Annotated in this window: 17 protein-coding genes and 2 tRNA genes; 7 read left to right on the forward strand and 12 right to left on the reverse strand. The window is 70.6% G+C overall.

What is annotated here, in order from left to right; translation table 11 throughout:
• Nucleotides 1-8: 8 nt before the first annotated feature.
• Both ABFY03_RS13185 and ABFY03_RS13190 read right to left on the reverse strand, forming a co-directional pair.
• On the reverse strand, nucleotides 9-1,151 hold the full coding sequence (locus ABFY03_RS13185) for a sensor histidine kinase (protein ID WP_319013850.1): 1,143 nt from the start codon (nucleotides 1,149-1,151) through the stop codon (nucleotides 9-11).
• Nucleotides 1,152-1,300: 149 nt separating this feature from the next.
• Nucleotides 1,301-3,922, reverse strand: a complete 2,622-nt coding sequence (locus ABFY03_RS13190; RefSeq protein ID WP_346169966.1) for a valine--tRNA ligase — start codon at nucleotides 3,920-3,922, stop codon at nucleotides 1,301-1,303.
• A 138-nt stretch (nucleotides 3,923-4,060) separates the two neighbouring features.
• Here ABFY03_RS13190 and ABFY03_RS13195 point away from each other — a divergent pair, with 138 nt between their 5' ends.
• Nucleotides 4,061-4,996, forward strand: a complete 936-nt coding sequence (locus tag ABFY03_RS13195; protein ID WP_346169967.1) for a hypothetical protein — start codon at nucleotides 4,061-4,063, stop codon at nucleotides 4,994-4,996.
• Between the two features lie 242 nt (nucleotides 4,997-5,238).
• On the opposite strand, the gene clpX is transcribed toward ABFY03_RS13195, so the two are convergent.
• The 5 genes from clpX to ABFY03_RS13220 all read right to left on the reverse strand — a co-directional run bounded on the left by clpX (nucleotide 5,239) and on the right by ABFY03_RS13220 (nucleotide 9,943).
• Entirely contained in the window at nucleotides 5,239-6,522 is a 1,284-nt protein-coding gene (gene clpX / locus ABFY03_RS13200; RefSeq protein WP_030494070.1) for an ATP-dependent Clp protease ATP-binding subunit ClpX, read from the reverse strand.
• 167 nt (nucleotides 6,523-6,689) lie between these two features.
• Nucleotides 6,690-7,352 (reverse strand): ATP-dependent Clp protease proteolytic subunit, encoded by a 663-nt coding sequence (locus ABFY03_RS13205; protein WP_031011927.1) that lies wholly within the window; start codon nucleotides 7,350-7,352, stop codon nucleotides 6,690-6,692.
• Nucleotides 7,353-7,414: 62 nt separating this feature from the next.
• Nucleotides 7,415-8,032, reverse strand: a complete 618-nt coding sequence (locus ABFY03_RS13210; protein WP_031011925.1) for an ATP-dependent Clp protease proteolytic subunit — start codon at nucleotides 8,030-8,032, stop codon at nucleotides 7,415-7,417.
• Nucleotides 8,033-8,294: 262 nt separating this feature from the next.
• On the reverse strand, nucleotides 8,295-9,680 hold the full coding sequence (gene tig, locus ABFY03_RS13215) for a trigger factor (RefSeq protein WP_319013846.1): 1,386 nt from the start codon (nucleotides 9,678-9,680) through the stop codon (nucleotides 8,295-8,297).
• Nucleotides 9,681-9,866: 186 nt separating this feature from the next.
• A tRNA-Pro gene (locus ABFY03_RS13220) sits at nucleotides 9,867-9,943 on the reverse strand.
• A gap of 130 nt (nucleotides 9,944-10,073) precedes the next feature.
• On the opposite strand from ABFY03_RS13220, the gene ABFY03_RS13225 reads away from it, so the two are divergent.
• A tRNA-Gly gene (locus ABFY03_RS13225) sits at nucleotides 10,074-10,144 on the forward strand.
• Nucleotides 10,145-10,201: 57 nt separating this feature from the next.
• On the opposite strand, the gene ABFY03_RS13230 is transcribed toward ABFY03_RS13225, so the two are convergent.
• Nucleotides 10,202-10,396, reverse strand: a complete 195-nt coding sequence (locus tag ABFY03_RS13230; protein WP_031011923.1) for a hypothetical protein — start codon at nucleotides 10,394-10,396, stop codon at nucleotides 10,202-10,204.
• A 138-nt stretch (nucleotides 10,397-10,534) separates the two neighbouring features.
• Nucleotides 10,535-11,677, reverse strand: a complete 1,143-nt coding sequence (locus ABFY03_RS13235; protein WP_319013845.1) for a PP2C family protein-serine/threonine phosphatase — start codon at nucleotides 11,675-11,677, stop codon at nucleotides 10,535-10,537.
• 106 nt (nucleotides 11,678-11,783) lie between these two features.
• On the opposite strand from ABFY03_RS13235, the gene ABFY03_RS13240 reads away from it, so the two are divergent.
• Nucleotides 11,784-13,013: a GNAT family N-acetyltransferase gene (locus ABFY03_RS13240; protein ID WP_319013844.1), complete on the forward strand. Its 1,230-nt coding sequence runs from the start codon at nucleotides 11,784-11,786 to the stop codon at nucleotides 13,011-13,013.
• Between the two features lie 18 nt (nucleotides 13,014-13,031).
• On the opposite strand, the gene ABFY03_RS13245 is transcribed toward ABFY03_RS13240, so the two are convergent.
• Nucleotides 13,032-13,841 carry an Fpg/Nei family DNA glycosylase gene (locus ABFY03_RS13245; RefSeq protein WP_346169968.1) on the reverse strand — a complete coding sequence of 270 codons (810 nt, stop codon included), beginning with the start codon at nucleotides 13,839-13,841 and terminating at the stop codon, nucleotides 13,032-13,034.
• Between the two features lie 73 nt (nucleotides 13,842-13,914).
• On the reverse strand, nucleotides 13,915-14,403 hold the full coding sequence (locus ABFY03_RS13250; RefSeq protein WP_319008376.1) for a ribose-5-phosphate isomerase: 489 nt from the start codon (nucleotides 14,401-14,403) through the stop codon (nucleotides 13,915-13,917).
• Nucleotides 14,404-14,622: 219 nt separating this feature from the next.
• Between ABFY03_RS13250 and ABFY03_RS13255 the strand changes: the two genes are divergently transcribed.
• A complete protein-coding gene (locus ABFY03_RS13255; RefSeq protein WP_319008377.1) occupies nucleotides 14,623-16,059 on the forward strand; it encodes an amino acid permease in 1,437 nt (478 codons plus the stop codon).
• A 240-nt stretch (nucleotides 16,060-16,299) separates the two neighbouring features.
• Here the strand turns inward: ABFY03_RS13255 and ABFY03_RS13260 are convergent, their stop codons facing one another.
• Nucleotides 16,300-16,896: a biotin transporter BioY gene (locus tag ABFY03_RS13260; RefSeq protein ID WP_319008378.1), complete on the reverse strand. Its 597-nt coding sequence runs from the start codon at nucleotides 16,894-16,896 to the stop codon at nucleotides 16,300-16,302.
• 262 nt (nucleotides 16,897-17,158) lie between these two features.
• On the opposite strand from ABFY03_RS13260, the gene ABFY03_RS13265 reads away from it, so the two are divergent.
• The 3 genes from ABFY03_RS13265 (at nucleotide 17,159) to ABFY03_RS13275 (ending at nucleotide 20,978) form a co-directional block, all read left to right on the forward strand.
• Entirely contained in the window at nucleotides 17,159-18,571 is a 1,413-nt protein-coding gene (locus ABFY03_RS13265) for an amino acid permease (protein ID WP_319008489.1), read from the forward strand.
• Nucleotides 18,572-18,687: 116 nt separating this feature from the next.
• Nucleotides 18,688-20,121: an amino acid permease gene (locus ABFY03_RS13270; RefSeq protein WP_319008379.1), complete on the forward strand. Its 1,434-nt coding sequence runs from the start codon at nucleotides 18,688-18,690 to the stop codon at nucleotides 20,119-20,121.
• 209 nt (nucleotides 20,122-20,330) lie between these two features.
• On the forward strand, nucleotides 20,331-20,978 hold the full coding sequence (locus tag ABFY03_RS13275) for a superoxide dismutase (protein ID WP_319008380.1): 648 nt from the start codon (nucleotides 20,331-20,333) through the stop codon (nucleotides 20,976-20,978).
• The last annotated feature ends 3 nt before the right edge of the window (nucleotides 20,979-20,981 follow it).

Raw genomic sequence — 20,981 nt, forward strand, 5'->3', positions numbered from 1 at the left:
GGCCCGGCTCAGCGGGAGAGGCCGGACGGAAGGGTCGCCCGGACCACGTAGTGGCCGTCCTCCTCCCCCGCCGTGAAGGTGCCGCCCATGCTGGCGACCCGCTCGTCCATCGAGACGAGGCCGGTGCCGGTGGAGACGGGCGCGCGGTCCGGCGGGGACTTCGGCAGCGGGTTGCGGACCTCGATCCTCAGGTCCGGTCCCTCGACGCCGATCCGCACCCGGACCGGCAGGCCCGGCGCGTGCTTGGCCGCGTTCGTCAGGCACTCCTGGACCACCCGGTGGACGGCGGTCTGCCGCAGCGGCGAGAGCGCCTTGACCTCCTCGGCCACCTCCAGCTCGACCGGGCTGCCCATCCGCTCGCTCTCGGCGGCCAGGTCCGCGAGGCCCTCCAGGCCGGGCGTGGCACCGTCCCGGTCGGCGCGCCGCACGAGGGTCTCGTTCAGCATGAGGTGGGCGCGCCGTGCGGTGTCCGCGAGCTCCTCGAAGTCCTTCCGGTGCGCCTCGCCCCGGGCCCGTACGGCGAGCACCTCGGCCCGGACCGCGAGCACGGTCAGCTCGCGTCCGACCAGGTCGTGGACGTCCCGCCCGACCTGGATGCGCTCCTCCTGGACGGCCTGCCGGGCGGCGGCCTCGCGCCGCTGGACCTCCAGGGCGCGGACGAGGTCCTGGCGGTGGGCGGCGATGCCGACGCCGGCGGCGAGGACGCCGATGGGGACGATCAGGCTGAGGAAGTCGCTGAGGGTGCCGCCGTGCTGCTCGGCGGGCCAGCCGGGCAGCTGGAAGTAGGCGTAGGCGACACCGACGTAGAGCAGGGTGGCGGCGACGGCGGCCCGGCGGCCCCGGAAGCGGCCGATGGAGTAGAGCGCGAACTGGATGAGGGTGACCTCGTGCAGCCAGCCCATCAGGGCGAGCGCGACCAGGTACGGCACCCAGGGCGCCCGGCGGCGCAGCACCAGGGTCGCGGCGCCGGCGGCGAGGACCAGGGTGGCGGTGACGCCGGTGAGCGAGTTGTCGGCGCGGGCGAGGCCGGGCACGTCGAGGACCATGAGCGCGAAGGCGCTGAGCGCGGCGACGACGTCGAGGGCCCGGGGCGAGCCGGCCCACCGGTCCACGCGGCGGCGCAGCGCGGGGAGGGTGGAGGGGCGGACCATGTCTTCATCATCCAGGGTCCTTGGTCCCTACGCCGTGGACCTGAAGTCCCGTCTGCTGTGAGATGGGGCACTTCGTCCGGGTTCCGGCCGTCCCCGGGACGCGGAAGGGCCCGGATCCGTACCGGTCCCGGGCCCTTCCGCCGTCCGCGTCACGCCTGCGGCAGCTTCTCCAGCTGGGTGCGGATGCGGGTGATGTCCTCGTCCGCCTTGGCGAGGCGGCCCTTGATCTTGTCCACGACGTTGTCGGGGGCCTTGGCGAGGAACGCCTCGTTGCCGAGCTTGGCCTCGGCCTGGGCCTTCTCCTTCTCGGCGGCGGCCAGGTCCTTGGCGAGGCGCTTGCGCTCGGCCTCGACGTCGATGGTGCCCGACAGGTCGAGCGCGACGGTGGCGCCGGCGACCGGCAGGGAGGCGGTGGCCGAGAAGCCCTCGCCCTCCGGCTGGAGGCGCAGCACCTGGCGGATGGCCGCCTCGTGCGGCGCGAGCGCCGTGCCGTCCAGCTCCAGGCGGGCCGGGACCTTCTGACCGGGCTGGAGGCCCTGGTCGGAGCGGAAGCGGCGGACCTCGGTGACGACCCGCTGGACCAGCTCGATCTCCTTCTCCGCGGCCTCGTCGCGGAAGCCGGAGTCCTTCGGCCACTCGGCGATGACGACCGACTCGCGGCCCGTCAGCGTGGTCCACAGGGTGTCCGTGACGAACGGGACGATCGGGTGGAGCAGCCGCAGGGTGACGTCAAGGACCTCGCCCAGGACGCGGGCCGAGACCTTGGCCTGCTCGCCGCCCTCGAAGAACGTCGTCTTCGACAGCTCGACGTACCAGTCGAAGACCTCGTCCCAGGCGAAGTGGTAGAGCGCGTCGGCGAGCTTCGCGAACTGGTAGTCGTCGTAGTAGGCGTCCGCCTCGGCGACGACCTTGTTCAGGCGGGACAGGATCCAGCGGTCGGTCGCCGACATCGCGGAGGCGTCCGGCAGCGGGCCCTCGACCGTCGCGCCGTTCATCATCGCGAAGCGGGTGGCGTTCCAGATCTTGTTGGCGAAGTTACGGGACGCCTGGACCCAGTCCTCGCCGATCGGGACGTCGACGCCCGGGTTGGCGCCCTTGGCCAGGGTGAAGCGCAGGGCGTCGGAGCCGTACTTGTCCATCCAGTCCAGCGGGTTGACCGTGTTCCCGAACGACTTCGACATCTTCTTGCCGAACTCGTCGCGGACCATGCCGTGGAACGCGATCGTGTGGAACGGCGGCTGGCCGTCCATCGCGTACAGGCCGAACATCATCATCCGGGCGACCCAGAAGAACATGAGGTCGTAGCCGGTGACCAGGACGGAGTTCGGGTAGAACTTCTCCAGGTCCGGCGTCCGCTCCGGCCAGCCGAGCGTGGAGAACGGCCACAGGCCGGACGAGAACCACGTGTCGAGGACGTCGGTGTCCTGCGTCCAGCCCTCGCCCGTGGGCGCCTCGTCGTCGGGGCCGACGCAGACCAGCTCGCCGTTCGGGCCGTGCCAGACGGGGATGCGGTGGCCCCACCACAGCTGGCGCGAGATGCACCAGTCGTTGAGGTTGTCGACCCAGTCGAAGTAGCGCTGCGACATGTCGGCCGGGTGGATGTTGACCCGACCGTCACGGACCGCGTCACCGGCCGCCTTGGCCAGGGTCTCGACCTTCACCCACCACTGCAGGGACAGACGCGGCTCCAGCGTCGTCTTGCAGCGCGAGCAGTGGCCCACGGAGTGGACGTACGGGCGCTTCTCGGCGACGATCCGGCCCTCGGCGCGCAGGGCGGCGACGATGGCGGAGCGGGCCTCGAAGCGGTCCAGGCCCTGGAAGGGACCGTGGGTGGTGATCACGCCGCGCTCGTCGAGGACCTCGATGGATTCGAGGTCGTGGCGCTGGCCGATGGCGAAGTCGTTCGGGTCGTGCGCCGGGGTCACCTTGACGGCGCCGGTGCCGAACTCCGGGTCGACGTGCGTGTCGGCGACGACGGGAATCGTACGGTCGGTCAGCGGCAGCTTGATCTGCTTGCCGATCAGGTGGGCGTAGCGCTCGTCGTCCGGGTGGACGGCGACGGCCGTGTCACCGAGCATCGTCTCGGCGCGGGTCGTGGCGACGACGATGGTGTCGTCACCCTCGCCGTACTTCATGGAGACGAGCTCGCCGTCGTCGTCCTGGTAGTCGACCTCGATGTCGGAGATGGCCGTCAGACAGCGCGGGCACCAGTTGATGATGCGCTCGGCGCGGTAGATCAGGCCGTCGTCGAACATCTTCTTGAAGACGGTCTGGACGGCACGGGACAGACCCTCGTCCATGGTGAAGCGGTCCCGGCTCCAGGCCAGGCCCTCGCCGAGGCGGCGCATCTGGCCGGCGATCTGGCCGCCGGACTCGGCCTTCCACTCCCAGACGCGCTCGACGAAGGCTTCGCGGCCCAGGTCGTGGCGGGACTTGCCCTCCTTGGCGAGCTCACGCTCGACGACGTTCTGGGTGGCGATGCCGGCGTGGTCCATGCCCGGCTGCCACAGCGTCTCGAAGCCTTGCATGCGCTTGCGGCGCGTGAGGGCGTCGATCAGCGTGTGCTCGAAGGCGTGGCCCAGGTGGAGCGAGCCGGTGACGTTGGGCGGCGGGATGACGATGGTGTACGCCGGCTTCTCGCTCTTCGCGTCGGCCTCGAAGTAGCCGCGCTCTACCCAGCGCTGGTACAGCGGCCCCTCTACCTCGGCCGGCGCGTACTGGGTCGGCAGTTCGGTGGTGGGCGCTGTCTGCTGCTGAGTGTTCTCGGTCACGGGCCCAGTTTAGGGGTGCGACGGTCGTGTCCCGAAACGCGATTGTTCGGTAACGGTGTGACCCCCGCCGCCCCATCGCGGGGCGGCTTCCGACAGGATGTTCGCTACGCATAAACGTCCTGTGAGGGGAAGCAGTCGATGAGCTACAACCAGCCGGGTCCGTACGGGGGCCAGCAGCCGCAGCAGCCCGGGCCGTACGGCCAGCAGCCGGGCCCGTACGGGCAGCCGCCGGCGCCGCAGCCCGGTTACGGCTACCCCCAGCAGGCCCCGCAGGGCGTGCCGCCGCAGCAGCCGTACGGCTACCCCCAGCAGCAGCCCGGCCCCTACGGCCAGCAGCCCCCGTACGGCGCCCCCCAGGGCCCCGGCGGCTACGTGCCCCACCCGCCCGCCCCGAAGAAGTCCAAGACCCCGCTGATCATCGGCGCGGTCGCGGTCGTCGCGGCGATCGCGGTCGGCGCGTACTTCCTGATCGGCGGCGGCGCGGGCGCCTCCGTCGCGAACGACGGCCCGCACAAGCTGGTGACGCCGGAGACGGTGCTGACCGAGTACAAGAAGTCCCCGGACGAGGGCAAGCAGTCGGACGAGGACGACTTCATCAAGGACGCGGAGAAGTACGGCGTCAAGAACCCCCAGCGGGCGAACGGCGCCTACCAGGTGAAGGACGCCAGCAACCCCCTCGCGGGCAAGATGCTGATGTTCGGCGGGGCGTACGGCGAGATCGAGGACCCCGAGAAGACCGTCGACAACGTCTTCGCCGGCATGAAGGCGGAGATGGAGGCCGAGAAGGACAAGAACGAGGGCGAGCTCATCGGCGAGCCCAAGACCGTCACCCCGGCCGAGCTCGACGGCGCCGTGATGAAGTGCCAGGAGGTCAAGTCCAAGACCGGCGAGGAGTCCGGGGGCCTCGGCCCCAAGGAGGTCACCATGCCGGTCTGCGTCTGGGGCGACCACAGCACGCTGGGCTACGTGATGCACTTCAACCTGGCCGACATGATGGCCGGCAAGGGCGGGACCATCGATGAGGTCTCCACCATCGCCGCCAAGCTCCGCAAGGAAGTCCGCGTCAAGATTTGACGCACGGCGTCCACGAGAAGGGAGGGGCGCCCTCACCGGTGGTCAGGGCACCCCTCTTCGTCAGACCGCGCAGGAGGAGACCAGAACAGGCCCCGGCCCCGTGGCGCCGCAGCGGCTCCTGCGAAGAGTTCCATCGCCGCCGGGCTCCGCAAGGAAGTCCCGTCAAGATCTGACACGGCGCGCGCATGCGAAGGGGCGCCCCGCCGGAGTTCGGTGGGGCGCCCCTTCGTCTTGAGGGTCGGCTACGCCGACTTCTCGTGGCGGCCGTCGTTCTTGACGATGCGGGGGACCAGGGTCGGGTTCACGTTGTTGCGGACGACGTCCGCCGTGATGACGACGCGGGCCACGTCCTTGCGGGAGGGGACCTCGTACATCACCGACTGGAGGACCTCCTCCATGATCGCGCGCAGGCCGCGGGCGCCGGTGCCGCGGAGGATGGCCTGGTCGGCGATGGCCTCCAGGGCCGGGCGGTCGAAGTCCAGCTCCACGCCGTCGAGTTCGAAGAGGCGCTGGTACTGCTTCACCAGCGCGTTGCGCGGCTCGACGAGGATCTTCAGCAGGGCCTCGCGGTCCAGGTTGTGGACCGAGGTGATCACGGGGAGGCGGCCGATGAACTCGGGGATCATCCCGAACTTCACCAGGTCCTCCGGCATGACCTCCTGGAACTGGTCGCTCGCCTCGATCTCGCGCTTGGAGCGGATGGTCGCCCCGAAGCCGATGCCCTTGGCGCCCGCCCGCGACTCGATGATCTTCTCCAGGCCGGCGAAGGCGCCGCCCACGATGAAGAGCACGTTCGTCGTGTCGATCTGGATGAACTCCTGGTGCGGGTGCTTCCGGCCGCCCTGCGGCGGGACGGAGGCGGTCGTGCCCTCCAGGATCTTGAGGAGGGCCTGCTGCACGCCCTCGCCGCTCACGTCGCGCGTGATCGACGGGTTTTCGCTCTTACGGGCGACCTTGTCGATCTCGTCGATGTAGATGATCCCGGTCTCGGCCTTCTTGACGTCGTAGTCCGCGGCCTGGATCAGCTTGAGCAGGATGTTCTCGACGTCCTCGCCGACGTAGCCGGCCTCCGTCAGCGCCGTCGCGTCGGCGATGGCGAACGGGACGTTGAGCATGCGGGCCAGGGTCTGGGCGAGGAGCGTCTTGCCCGAACCCGTGGGGCCCAGCAGCAGGATGTTGGACTTGGCCAGTTCGATCGCGTCGTCACGGCCCTGCGCGCCGCCGTTCTCGCCGGCCTGGACGCGCTTGTAGTGGTTGTACACGGCGACGGAGAGGGCCTTCTTCGCCGGCTCCTGGCCGACGACGTACCCCTCCAGGAACTCGTAGATCTCGCGGGGCTTGGGGAGTTCCTCCCACCGCACCTCGCTCGTCTCCGCGAGTTCCTCTTCGATGATCTCGTTGCAGAGGTCGATGCACTCGTCGCAGATGTACACACCGGGTCCCGCGATGAGCTTCTTCACCTGCTTCTGGCTCTTTCCGCAGAACGAGCACTTGAGCAGATCGCCGCCATCACCGATGCGTGCCACGAGGTGCTTCCCCTTCGCCTGGGAGCGCTTGGTTCAGCGACTCCTGGTGCCTCATATTCGACGGTACCTTGCCGGGCCCCCCGTTCGGGCCCCCCTTGGCACGGTTCACATGGTCGCGATTCGGCCACACGAGCCGGGAGAACCGTGCCGAGGGAAGGTCGGGCGCGTCAGTGTGCCGCGGCGGCCGTGCTCTTGCGGGTCGAGACGATCTGGTCGATCAGGCCGTACGCGAGGGCGTCCTCGGCCGTCAGGATCTTGTCGCGCTCGATGTCGTCGCGGATCTTCTCGATCGGCGTGGTGGAGTGCTTGGCCAGCATGGTCTCCAGCTGGTCGCGCATCCGCAGGATCTCCTTGGCCGCGATCTCCAGGTCGGAGAGCTGCTCGCGGCCGGTGCCGCCGGAGGGCTGGTGGATCAGCACACGGGCGTTCGGCAGGGCCATCCGCTTGCCGGGGGTGCCGGCGGCGAGCAGCACGGCCGCGGCGGAGGCCGCCTGGCCCATGCAGACCGTCTGGATGTCGGGCTTCACGAACTGCATCGTGTCGTAGATGGCCGTGAGGGCGGTGAAGGAGCCGCCCGGGCTGTTGATGTAGATCGAGATGTCGCGGTCCGGGTCCATCGACTCCAGGCACAGCAGCTGCGCCATGACGTCGTTGGCCGAGGCGTCGTCGATCTGCACGCCGAGGAAGATCACGCGCTCCTCGAAGAGCTTCGCGTACGGGTCGTACTCGCGCACGCCCTGCGAGGTGCGCTCGACGAAGCGCGGGACGACGTAGCGGTTGTCCATCGGCGCGCCGGTGTAGAGGCCGCTCGGGGAGAGGTTGTTCTGCATCTGGGTGTTCACCGTCCTGGTGGCGTTCGGAGGGGGCTGGGGGCTCTGCGGCTGGCCGGCGCTCAGGCGCCCGTGCCGCCGCCGCCCGGAACACCCGCGGCGTGCGTGATGATGTCGTCGATGAGGCCGTACTCCTTGGCCTCCTCCGCGGTGAACCAGCGGTCGCGGTCGCCGTCGCGGATGATCGTCTCGACGGTCTGGCCGGAGTGGTGCGCGGTGATCTCGGCCATGCGCTTCTTCGTGCGCAGCAGGTACTCGGCCTGGATCTTGATGTCGGAGGCGGTGCCGCCGATGCCGGCGGAGCCCTGGTGCATCAGGATGTCGGTGTTCGGCAGCGCGAAGCGCTTGCCGGGGGTGCCGCCGGTGAGCAGGAACTGGCCCATCGAGGCCGCCATGCCCATACCGATGGTGACGACGTCGTTCGGGATGTACTGCATGGTGTCGTAGACGGCCATGCCGGCCGTCACGGAGCCACCGGGGCTGTTGATGTAGAGGTAGATGTCCTTCTCCGGGTCGGCGGCCAGGAGGAGCATCTGCGCGGTGATCTTGTTCGCGATCTCGTCGTCGACCTGCTGGCCGAGGAAGATGATGCGCTCGCCGAGCAGCCGGTTGTAGACATGGTCGCCGAGGCCACCACCGATGGACGGCTCACCCGCGGCGTAAGGCTTCAGATTCGTCACGTATCCACCTGCTCGTCTCCGACGGCCCCGGGCCGTCTCAGCGTCTCGTTCTGAGGGCAGTGCCCCCGTATCCATGGACCCTAACGCGCAGGTAGGACAACGCCATCCCGGTTCCCGAACTGTTCGCTGGGAGCGCAAGGTAGTTGGCGGCGCATAAACGGTCCGCGTACGTCCACGGGCCCGGCCGCACAGCAGTGCGGCCGGGCCCGTGGCACGGTACGGCGCGCGCGGGGCGGAGCCCCGGCGTCGGCCCGGTGGGGCCTTACTTCTCCTCGGCGACCTCGGCCTCGCCGGTGACGGCCTCGACCGTCTCGGCGGCGGCCTCGACCTCGTCCTCGTCGTCGGAGAGGTCGACGACCTCACCGTTGGTGTCGACGACCTTGGCGGCCTCGACGACGACCGCGAGGGCCTTGCCGCGGGCGACCTCGCCGACCAGCATCGGCACCTGGCCGCCCTGGACGACGGCCTGGGCGAACTGGTCGGGGGACATGCCGGAGGAGGCGGCACGGCGGAACAGGTGCTCGGTGAGCTCGTCCTGCTCGACGTTCAGCTTCTCCTTGGAGACGAGCTCGTCGAGGAGGAACTGGGTCTTGATGCCCTTGACCGCCTGCTCCTTGGTCTCGGCCTCGAACTCCTCGACCGTCTTGCCCTGGAGCTCCAGGTACTTCTCCAGGCTCAGGCCCATCTGGCCGAGCTGGTGGTGCTCCAGGTTGTGCTTGCGGGTGTTGACCTCGTCCTCGAGGAGCTTCTCGGGGACGGGGATCTCCGCCAGCTCCAGGAACTTCTCCAGGACGCGCTCCTGGGCCTGGGTGGCCTGGTCGAACTGCTTCATGTTCTCGAGGCGCTTGCGGCTGTCGGCCTTGAGCTCGTCGAGGGTGTCGAACTCCGACGCCATCTGCGCGAACTCGTCGTCCAGCTCGGGGAGCTCACGGGCGGCGACCTCGGTGACCTTGACGGTGACCTCGGCGTCCTTGCCCGCGGCGGAGCCGCCCTTCAGCTGCGAGGTGAAGGTGGCCTCGCCGCCGGCCTCCAGGCCGGTGACGGCGGCGTCGATGCCGTCGAGCAGCTCGCCGGAGCCGATGGTGTACGAGACACCGTCGGCGACGCCGTCGGGCAGCACCTCGCCGTCGACCTTGGCGGTCAGGTCGAGGGTGACGACGTCGCCCTCGGCGGCGGCGCGCTCGACCTTGCTGGTGGACGCGAAGCGCTCGCGGAGCTGCTCCACGGACTTCTCGACGTCCTCGTCGGTGACCTCGATGGCGTCGACCTCGACCTCGATGCCGGAGTAGTCCGGGATCTCGATGGCCGGGCGGACGTCGACCTCGGCGGTGAAGGCCAGCAGCTCGCCGTCCTTCAGCTCGGTGATGTCGACCTCGGGCTGGCCCAGCACGTTGACCTCGGCCTCGTTCACGGCCTCGGTGTAGAACTTCGGGAGCGCGTCGTTGACGGCCTCCTCCAGCACGGCGCCGCGGCCGAACCGCTGGTCGATCACACGAGCCGGGATCTTGCCCTTGCGGAAGCCCTTGACCGTGACCTGCTGGTTGATCTTCTTGTACGCCGCGTCGAGGCTGTCCTTGAGCTCCTCGAAGGGCACCTCGACAGTGAGCCGAACCCGGGTCGGGTTCAGGGTCTCCACGGCGCTCTTCACGGTTCGGTCTCCTTGTGGCTGATTCCTGGATTCCGGACGGGCCGCGCGGGGCGGTTCCGGCCGATGGGCCCGGTCAGAAAGACACACGGGCTCGCAGCTTGCATAGTAACCGCACGTGGGATGAGGCCCACAACGTGATCAAGAACCCGCGAGGTCGGGGCCCCGGGGGGATCGTGAGGATCATGCTGGTCGGGGTGGCGGGATTTGAACCCACGGCCTTCCGCTCCCAAAGCGGACGCGCTACCAAGCTGCGCCACACCCCGTCGGTGCGACACGTAGGGTACATGTACGGGGACGCTGCGACGCCCCCTCTTTTTCGGGGCGTGCACGGACGGCTCCGGACCGGCTACGATGCTGTCCGTGCCGCGGCCTTCCGCCTGTGGCGCGTTCCGTGCGGGCGTAGCTCAATGGTAGAGCCCTAGTCTTCCAAACTAGCTACGCGGGTTCGATTCCCGTCGCCCGCTCTGTGTACGGCTCCGGCCCGGTCCCTCGTCGAGGGACCGGGCCGGAGCCGTTCCGCGTCAGAACTTGATGGCGCCGATCGTCTGGGTTATCGAGTCCAGGAAGCGCTGGATGTCGTCCGCCATGCCCGTGGAGGCGAGGAAGAAGCCGAAGAGGACGGCGACCACGGCCGGCCCGCCCTTGAGGCTTCCGCCGCGGATCAGCACCACGAGGACGATCGCCAACAGCAACACCACAGACAGCGAAATGGCCACAACTGATCACACCCTCGGTCGGTCCCTGCCCAGCCCGGGGTATGTATCCGGACACCCCCGCGCCTCCATCGTGCCACCAACCCCTTTGCCCTCGGCGGGGGGTGACGAATCGTGGGACGCGTCACGGCGCCGAAAGGTTCAGGCGGGGCGGGAGATCAGGACGAGGGCGCGGTCGTCGTTGACGTCCTTGGCGACCGCCTCGATGAGGTGCCAGGCGACGCCCTCGAAGCCGCCGGGGACGCAGCGGTCGGCCTCGCCGGTGAGCCGGTCGATGCCCTCGGCGAGGTCGCGGTCGGCGGCCTCGACGAGTCCGTCGGTGAAGAGCATCAGGACGTCGCCGGGGTGCAGGGTTCCCTTGACCGGGTGGAACTCGGCGCCGTCGTAGACGCCGAGGAGGGGCCCGTCGCCGTCCTTCTCCTCCCAGCGGCCGGTGCCGGAGTGGAGCTGCAGCGCGGGCAGGTGGCCGGCGGAGAAGAGCTCGTAGTCGCCGGAGTCCAGGTCGAGGACGAGGTGGATGGAGGTGGCGAAGCCCTCGTCCCAGTTCTGCCGGAGCAGATAGCCGTTGGCGGCGGGCAGGAAGCCGTGCGGCGGGAGCGAGCCGAGGAGGCCGCCGAAGGCGCCGGAGAGCAGCAGGGAGCGGGAGGCCGCGTCCATGCCCTTGCCGGAGACGTCGGTGAGGACGACCTCCAGGGTGCGGCCGCCGTGGGTGCGGGCGGCGACGACGAAGTCGCCCGAGAAGGACTGTCCGCCGGCCGGGCGGAGCGCCATCTCGCGGTGCCAGCCGCGCGGCAGCCGGGGCAGCGCGCTCTGCACCCGGAGCCGTTCGCGCAGGTCGAAGAGCATGGTGCCGCCGCGCCGCCAGGGCACCCCGACCCGGGCCCTGAACTGGGCGATGAGCAGGCCGAAGAGACCGCAGGCGGCGACCACCAGGACGGTGCCGGGGGTGACGCGGGCGGGCCCCTCGCCGTACGGGCCGAGGATGGTGGACTCGACGATCAGGCCGCCGGCTGCCGCCGCGTACAGGCCGAGCAGGCTGGCGGGCCGCAGCAGCAGTCCGCCGGCCACGATGGGCAGGACGAGGGCGGCGGGCGAGCACCAGACCGGGTCGAGGACGGTGCCGCAGACGATGGCGGGGATGGTGAGCAGCAGCCCGGCGAGGGCGAGCCGGTCGGAGGTGCCGCCGCGGAAGTAGTCGACGCCGGTCCGGCGCAGCACGACGCGGGCCCGGTGGGCGCGCCTGCGCAACCGGGCCGTGTACGTGTTCACTCCGTGGTGGGCCATTGGCCTGGACCCTATCCACCCCGGCCGGTCCCGTGCAGGGGTACCCCGGTGACAAGGTGCGTGAAATCGGGTCGCCTCGGGCGAGGACCGCTGATATCGATGGCATATGACGACTGAACTGCGGGTGCTGGACCCGTCGGAGTGGGATCGCTGGTTCGCGACGCTGGAACTCGCCTTCGGGGGGCTGGCGGAGGAGCCGGAGGAGCGGGCGCTGTGGCGGGACCTGACCGAGTGCGGGCGTTCGCTGGCGGTCTGGGAGGGCGCGTCGCCGGTGGCGACGGCGGGGGCGTTCTCGTTCCGGCTGACCGTGCCGGGCGGGGCGTCGGTGCCGGCGGCCGGCGTGACGATGGTGAGTGTGGCCGGAACGCATCGGCGCCGGGGGCTGCTGACGTCGATGATGCGCCGGCAGCTCGACGACGTCCGGGCGGCGGGCGAGCCGCTGGCGGTGCTGACGGCCTCGGAGCCGGTCATCTACGGGCGGTTCGGTTACGGGGCGGCGACGTGGTCGCAGCGCACGGTGATCGACACGACCCGGGTGCGGCTGGACGTGCCGGCCGGGACGGACGCGGTGTCGCTGCGGATGGTGCCGCTCGCGGAGTCCTCGGCGGTGACGGAGGCGGTGTACGCGCGGATGGTGCCGCGCCGGCCCGGGATGCTCGCCCGGCGGCCCGGCTGGGAGCGGCTGCCGCTGCTCGACCCGCCGGGGTCGCGGGAGGGCGCCTCGCCGCGGCTGTGCGTGCTGGCGGAGCGGGACGGGGAGGTCGTGGGGTACGCGTACTACGCGATCAAGCCGGACTGGAGCTGGGCGGGCGCGGACGGTGCGGTGACGGTGCACGAGCTGTACGGGCTCGACCCGGCGGCGGAGGCGGCGCTGTGGCGGTTCCTGTGCTCGGTCGACCTGACGTCGAAGGTGCGGGTGAACAGCGTGCCGGTGGACTCGGCCTGGCAGCACCTGGTCTCGGACGTGCGGCGGTGCGAACCGGCCGTGCGGGAGGCGCTGTTCGCGCGGCTGGTGGACGTCGGCGCGGCGCTGGAGGCGCGGACGTACCAGGCGCCGGTGGACGTGGTGTTCGAGGTGGCGGACGCGTTCTGCCCGTGGAACGCGGGGCGTTGGCGGCTGTCGGGCGACGCGAAGGGGGCGAGCTGTTCCCGGACGTCGGACGCGGCTGACCTCGCGCTGTCCGTACGGGAGTTGGGGGCGGCGTATCTGGGCGGTACGAGCCTTGCCGCGCTGGCTTCCGCGGGTCGGGTCACGGAGTTGCGCGAGGGGGCGCTGGCGGAGGCGTCGTTGGCGTTCGGGTCGCCGGTCGCGCCCTGGTTGCCGCACGGGTTCTAGGGCAGCCCGCCACGCGGTTCAGCGGTGCTGGCAGGTCGGGCACCAGAAGAGGTTCCTGGCCGCCAGGTCGGCCGTGCGGATGTCCGTGCCACAGAGGTGGCAGGGCTGGTTCGCGCGGCGGTAGACGTAGACCTCGCCGCCGTGGTCGTCGACGCGCGGGGGGCGGTTCATCGCCTCGGGGGTGTGCTCGGGGCGGACCGTGTCGATGCGGTTGAGGCGGACGCCCTCGCGCATGAGGGCCCTGAGGTCCTCCCAGATCGCGGTCCACTCCCCCGCCGTCAGGTCCTTCCCGGCCCGGTACGGGTCGATGCCGTGGCGGAAGAGGACCTCGGCGCGGTAGACGTTGCCGACGCCGGCGATGACCTTCTGGTCCATGAGCAGGGCGGCGATCGTCGTGCGGGACCTGGCGATGCGGTGCCACGCCTTGTCGGGGTCGTCCCCGTCCCGCAGCGGGTCGGGGCCGAGGCGGGCGTGGATCGCCTGCTTCTCGGCGTCGGTGACGAGCGCGCAGGTGGTGGGGCCGCGGAGGTCGACGTACGACTCGGGGTTCGCGAGGCGCAGCCGGACGGTGTCGGCCGGCGGGGGCGCGGGGGCGTCGCCGAAGTTCACCTTGCCGAAGAGGCCGAGGTGGATGTGGACCCACTCGTCGCGCGGGAAGCCGAGGAAGAGGTGCTTGCCGTGGGCCTCGGTGGTCTCCAGGACGGAGCCGTCGAGGAGGGCGGCGGAGTCGGAGAACTTGCCCTGCGGGCTGCTCGCGCAGACGGGCCGGCCGCCGAAGCGCTCCCGGTGGTCCTGGGCGAGGCGGTGGATCGTATGCCCTTCGGGCACGGCGGTTCTCCTGGGTGGGACGGGGCGGCGCGGCCGTGCCGCCGGGCTCGGCCGGCGGCACGGGCGGGCGGACTCAGCCCTGCTGCGGGTGGTGGGCCGGGATCGGGGGCATGATGCCCTCGGTCTCGTACGCGCTCAGCATCTCGATGCGGCGGGTGTGGCGCTCGTCACCGGAGTACGGGGTGTTGAGGAAGATCTCGACGAACTTGGTCGCCTCCTCCTCGGTGTGCATGCGGGCGCCGACGGCGACGACGTTGGCGTTGTTGTGCTCGCGGCCGAGGGCGGCGGTCTGCTCGCTCCAGGCGAGGGCGGCACGGACGCCCTTGACCTTGTTGGCGGCGATCTGCTCGCCGTTGCCGGAGCCGCCGATGACGATGCCGAGGCTGTCCGCGTCGGCGGCCGTCTTCTCGGCGGCGCGCAGGCAGAACGGCGGGTAGTCGTCGAGGGCGTCGTAGATGTGGGGACCGCAGTCGACGGGCTCGTGGCCGTGGGCGGTGAGCCACTCCACGAGGTGGGTCTTGAGTTCGTAGCCGGCGTGGTCGGAACCGATGTAGACGCGCATGGCTTCGAGTGTGGCACGGCCGGGACGGGGCAGGCGTCAGCGGGGTCGGGACCTTGGTCCCGTCGGGTCACGGACCTCCGCCCCGGCTGGTCTGGACCTTATGACCCGCATATGTCCTGAATCACGATCCGGAGTCAAAGCTTCCGTACTGGCGAGTCGCCGGGTTTCATGGCTCCGGCTCGCGATCCGAGCCTGCCCCCACACCCGAAGGAAGCGTTCATGAACACGCAGCCGACCCTCGCCAAGGAAGGCGGCAGCACCGGCACCACCGGTCAGACCCCGTCCGACGGCCTCAAGGCCGGGCTCAAGAACCGCCATCTGTCGATGATCGCGATCGGCGGCGTCATCGGCGCCGGCCTCTTCGTCGGCTCCGGCTCCGGCATCGCCGCCGCCGGGCCCGCGATCCTCCTCTCGTACGCCCTCGTCGGCGCGATGGTCGTGTTCGTCATGCGGATGCTCGGCGAGATGGCGGCCGCGCGCCCCTCCTCCGGCTCCTTCTCGGCCTACGCCGACCAGGCGCTCGGCCGCTGGGCGGGCTTCACCATCGGCTGGCTGTACTGGTTCTTCTGGGTCGTCGTGCTGGCCGTCGAGGCGACCGCCGGCGCCGTCATCCTGGAGAGCTGGATCCCCGCGGTGCCGCAGTGGGCCTGGGCGCTGATCGTCATGGTGGTGCTCACCGCGACCAACCTGGCCTCGGTGGCCTCGTACGGCGAGTTCGAGTTCTGGTTCGCCGGCATCAAGGTCGTCGCCATCGGCGCCTTCGTGGTGATCGGCTTCCTCGCGGTCTTCGGCGTGCTGCCGGGCTCGGACAACCCGGGGGCGGGCTTCGCGCACCTCACCGACGCGGGCGGGTTCTTCCCGATGGGCGCGGGCGCGATCCTGACGGGTGTCCTGATGGTCGTCTTCTCCTTCATGGGCAGCGAGATCGTGACCCTGGCGGCCGGCGAGTCGGAGGACCCGCAGCGGGCCGTGACCAAGGCGACGAACAGCGTGATCTGGCGGATCGGCGTCTTCTACCTGGGCTCGATCTTCGTGGTCCTGACGCTGCTGCCGTGGAACGACCCGTCGATCGTGGAGAAGGGCTCGTACGTCGCCGCCCTCGACTCCATCGGCATCCCGGCCGCCGGCCAGATCATGAACGTGATCGTGCTGACCGCCGTGCTGTCCTGCCTCAACTCGGGCCTCTACACGGCCTCCCGGATGGCCTTCTCGCTGGGTCAGCGCGGTGACGCGCCGAAGGCGTTCGCCAAGGTCGACAAGCGGGGCGTGCCGCGCGCGGCGATCCTCTCCTCGGTCGTCTTCGGCTTCGTCGCGGTCTTCTTCAACTACGAGTGGCCGGACACCGTCTTCGCCTTCCTGCTGAACTCCTCCGGCGCGGTGGCGCTCTTCGTCTGGCTGGTCATCTGCGTGACCCAGCTGCGGATGCGCGGGATCATCCTGCGCGAGTCGCCGGAGAAGCTGGTCGTGCGGATGTGGCTCTTCCCGTACCTGACCTGGGCGACGATCGGCATGATCGTCTTCGTCCTCGGCTACATGATCTACGACGGCGGCAGCGCCCGGGAGCAGGTCGTGCTCTCGCTGCTCGTCGCCGCGCTGGTGATGGCGATCGCGCTGGTCCGGGACCGGGTCAGGAAGAACGCCGTGGCCCGCGACTAGGCCCTGTCGTCAAACTCCCGCCTGCCCCGCGACGCCATGCACGCGCTCTCGCCGCACCGGGCACAAGCCCGAGTACGTCCAGTACGAGGGCTCGCGCCCGGCACGCCGAGAGCACGCACCTGACGCCGCGGGGCCGCCCTTCGGGCAACGGCGGGAGTTTGACGACAGGACCTAGCGGTCCCTCCGCGCGAAAGGGCCCGCCGCTCCCCGGGGAGCGGCGGGCCCTTTCGCGCGTGGTGGTCAGCCCTTGCGGCCGACCAGCTTCCAGGCGGCCGGGAGGGCGCCCATGGCGAGCGCGGCCTTGAGGGCGTCGCCGATGAGGAAGGGGGTCAGGCCGGCGGCGACCGCCTGCCCGAGGGTCATGCCGGTCGCGAGGGCCAGGTAGGGGACACCGACCGCGTAGATGAGCGCGGAGCCGAGGACCATGGTGCCGGCGGTGCGCAGGACCGAGCGGTCGGCGCCGCGGCGGGCGAGGGCGCCGACGACGGTGGCGGCGAGCAGCATGCCGAGGATGTAGCCGAAGGACGGCATCGCGTAGCCCGAGGTGCCCTGCGCGAACCACGGGACGCCGGCCATGCCGGCGACGGCGTAGAGGGCGAGGGAGAGGAAGCCGCGGCGGGCGCCGAGGGCGGTGCCGACGAGCAGGGCGGCGAAGGTCTGGCCGGAGACCGGGACCGGGGAGCCGGGGACCGGGACGGAGAGCTGCGCGGCGAGGCCGGTGAGGGCGGCGCCGCCGACGACGAGCGCGACGTCGCGGACGCGGCTCGACGGGAGGAGGTCGGCCAGGACGGTGCCCGCACGGAGGGTGCGGACGGGGGCGGCGGCGGTGCTACTCATCGATACTCCGCGGGGGTGAGGGTGACGGGACAGGTTGACGCTATGCCAGGAGTGAACGCTCGATCACCGTCAGCCGCCGACAAAGCCTCCGCCGGGCGCTTCATGGGGTTCCGACAAAGGACGGCGGAGTCACCGGGCGCCACGTGACGCTTGTCACTAGGGGATGGCACTGGCTAGTCCCTTTTGCGCCAGGGGCCGGTCACCGGAGAGACTGTGGGGTCTCCATAAAGTGCCCCTCCTCCCAGAGCGCGAGTCCCCCACCATGCGCGACGCCGCCCCGCCCGCTCCCCTCACCGAACCCGAGCCGCTCTCCCACGGCCTGAAGCAGCGTCACCTGACGATGCTCGGCCTGGGCGGGGTCATCGGCGCCGGGCTCTTCGTCGGCTCGGGCGCGGGCATCGCGGTCGCCGGGCCCGGGATCGTGCTCTCGTACCTGATCGCGGGCGCGCTCGCGATGCTGGTGATGCGGATGCTCGGCGAGATGTCGTCGGCCATGCCGGCGTCCGGCGCGTTCTCGGTGCACGCGGAGCGGGCGCTGGGCCGCTGGGCCGGGTTCTCGGTGGGCTGGCTGTACTGGTTCCTGCTGGTGGTCGTCCTCGCGGTGGAGGCGACGGGCGCGGCGCGGATCGCGCACGGCTGGGTGCCGGGGGTGCCGCAGTGGGGCTGGGTGCTGCTGTTCATGGTGGTCTTCACGGCGGCGAACCTGGCGGCGGTGAAGAACTTCGGCGAGTTCGAGTTCTGGTTCGCCGCGCTGAAGGTGGGCGCGATCGTGCTCTTCCTGGTGCTCGGCGCGCTGGCGATCGTCGGCTGGCTGCCCGACACGGACCCGGTGGGGCTCGCCAACCTGACCGGGCAGGGCGGTTTCCTGCCGAACGGCTGGTCCGGGGTGATCTCCGGGGTGCTCGCGGTGGTGTTCGCCTTCGGCGGCCTGGAGGTCGTGACGATCGCGGCGGCGGAGTCGGAGGACCCGGCGCGGAACGTGGCCCGGGCGGTCCGCAGCGCCGTCTGGCGGATCCTCCTCTTCTACGTGGGCTCGATGCTGGTGATCGTGACGCTGCTGCCGTGGACGGCGATGGTGCCGGGCGAGTCGCCGTACGTGGCGGTCCTGGACGCGATCGGGGTGCCGGGCGCGGGCCAGATCATGAACGTGGTGGTGTTCGTGGCGCTGCTGTCGGCGCTCAACGCCAATCTGTACGGCTCCTCCCGGATGGTCTTCTCGCTGGCGGAGCGCGGGGAGGCGCCGCGCGGGCTGCTGAAGGTGTCGGGCGGGGGCGTGCCGCGGCGCGCGGTGCTCGCCTCGGTGGCCTTCGGGTTCGTCTCCGTGCTGCTGAATCTGAAGTGGCCGGATTCCGTCTTCCTCTACATGCTCAACGCCGTCGGCGCGGTGCTGCTGTTCGTGTGGGCGCTGATCGCGGTGTCGCAGCTGCGGCTGCGGCCGCGGATCGAGCGGGAGGCCCCGGAGAAGCTGACGCTGCGGATGTGGGCGTTCCCGTGGCTGACGTGGACGGCGCTGGCGGCGATGGGCGCGGTGCTGGTCCTGATGCTGACCGACGACGGGGCTCGGCCGCAGGTGCTGTGGTCCGCGGGGGCGACGGCGGCGGTGCTGCTGGTGGCGTGGCTCCGGGAGGTGCGGGCGCGCCGGGAAGCGCCCACGTCCACGACGAAACGGAACTGAATCTTCACCTTGTGTGAAGGTCGTGACCGTATAGCGGACACCCGTTCCCTCTGAGCGGTGCGGGCGCCCAGACTGTGGGCTCCCCTCCCCGTCTCAGCCTATGAACAGGGTTGCCCATGTCTCGGACCACCGCGCCCGCGCAGGCCGACCGCGAGGCCGGCGCCGCCGCTCCCGCCGAGGGCCTCTCCCACGGCCTCAAGCAGCGCCATCTGTCGATGATCGCCCTCGGCGGCGTCATCGGCGCCGGCCTCTTCGTCGGCTCCGGCGCCGGCATCGCCGCCGCCGGGCCGTCGATCGTCGTCGCCTACGCGATCTCCGGCGTGCTCGTCATGCTGGTGATGCGCATGCTCGGCGAGATGTCGGCGGCGAACCCGGCCTCCGGCTCCTTCTCCGTCCACGCCGAACGCGCCTTCGGCCCGTGGGCCGGCTTCACCGCGGGCTGGGCCTTCTGGTTCCTGCTCTGCGTGGCCGTCGGCCTGGAGGGCATCGGCGCCGCGAACATCATGACCGGCTGGTTCCCGGGCACCCCGGCGTGGGCCTGGGTGGCGCTCTTCATGGTGGTCTTCTGCGGCACCAACCTGGCGGCGGTGAAGAACTTCGGCGAGTTCGAGTTCTGGTTCGCCGCGCTGAAGGTCGGCGCGATCGTCCTCTTCCTCGGCATCGGCGTGCTCGCCATCCTCGGCGTGCTGCCCGGCACCGACGCCCCCGGCACCACCAACCTCACCGGCGACGGCGGCTTCTTCCCGCACGGCTCCGAGGGCCTGATCGTCGGCCTGCTCGCCTCCGTCTTCGCGTACGGCGGCCTGGAGACGGTCACCATCGCGGCGGCCGAGTCCGAGCACCCGGTGCAGGGCGTCGCCAAGGCGGTCCGTACGGCGATGTGGCGCATCGCGCTCTTCTACATCGGCTCGATGGCGGTCATCGTCACCCTCGTCCCGTGGGACGACGCGGCGGTCGTCGAGAAGGGCCCGTACGTCGCCGCCCTCGACCACCTGGGCATCCCGGCCGCCGGCCAGATCATGAACGTGGTCGTCCTGATCGCGCTGCTCTCCGCGATGAACGCCAACATCTACGGTGCCTCCCGCATGGCCTGCTCGCTGATCGGCCGCGGCCAGGGCCCGAAGGCGGTCGGCCGGCTGTACGGCGGCGTGCCGCGCCCGGCCGTCCTGCTCTCCTCGGTCGTCGGCTTCGGCGCCGTCCTGCTGAGCTACTGGTCGCCGGACAAGGCGTTCATCTGGCTGCTCAACACCATCGGCGCGATCATCCTCGTCGTCTGGTTCTTCATCGCCGCCTCCCAGCTGGTGCTGCGCCGCCGCACCGAGCGCGAGGAGCCGGAGAAGCTGGTCGTGCGGATGTGGGCCTTCCCGGTGCTGACCTGGGTGGCGCTGGCCGGCATGGCGGCGGTCTTCTTCCTGATGGCCCGTGAGGAGGGCACCCGGGTGCAGCTGTACGCGACGGGCGCGCTGACGCTCGGCCTCGCCGTCGTCGGCTTCGCGCTCCAGAAGGCGCGCGAGAAGGCACCCGAGAAGGCACGCGAGAACGCGGCCTGACCCACCCCGCCCCGTACGAACGCCCCGCCGGTCCGGCGGGGCGTTCGCGCGTTCCGGGCGGGGTCGGGTGCCGCGTCGGGGCAGGGTGCGGAGCGGTCGGGCGCGCGGGGGACCTAGGTCGGAGGGCTGATCAACTTCATGCGCAGGTGCTGTTAGCCTGCACTTGCACATAGCTTGCAATAAGAAGTCAGGCGAAGGGCTCGGCACACATGGCGATCTACACACTTCCGGAGCTGCCGTACGACTACGCGGCGCTGGAGCCGGTGATCAACCCGCAGATCATCGAGCTGCACCACGACAAGCACCACGCCGCCTACGTCAAGGGGGCGAACGACACCCTGGAGCAGCTGGAGGAGGCCCGCGACAAGGAGCAGTGGGGCTCGGTCAACGGCCTGGAGAAGAACCTCGCCTTCCACCTCTCCGGCCACATCCTCCACTCCATCTACTGGAACAACATGGCGAGCCCGAAGACCGGCGAGGGCGGCGGCGAACCGCTCGCGGCCGACGGCGTCGGCGAACTCGCGGACGCCATCGCCGAGTCCTTCGGCTCCTTCGCCAAGTTCAAGGCCCAGCTGACCAAGGCCTCGGCGACGACGCAGGGCTCCGGCTGGGGCGTCCTCGCCTACGAGCCGATCAGCGGCCGGCTCATCGTCGAGCAGGTCTACGACCACCAGGGCAACGTCGGCCAGGGCTCGGTCCCGATCCTGGTCTTCGACGCCTGGGAGCACGCCTTCTACCTCCAGTACAAGAACCAGAAGGTCGACTTCATCGACGCCATGTGGCAGGTCGTGAACTGGCAGGACGTGCAGAAGCGGTACAGCGACGCGAAGGGGCGCACGCCGCTCATCGGCATCTGAGGG

This window comes from Streptomyces roseofulvus, assembly GCF_039534915.1.
GTDB lineage: Bacteria > Actinomycetota > Actinomycetes > Streptomycetales > Streptomycetaceae > Streptomyces > Streptomyces roseofulvus.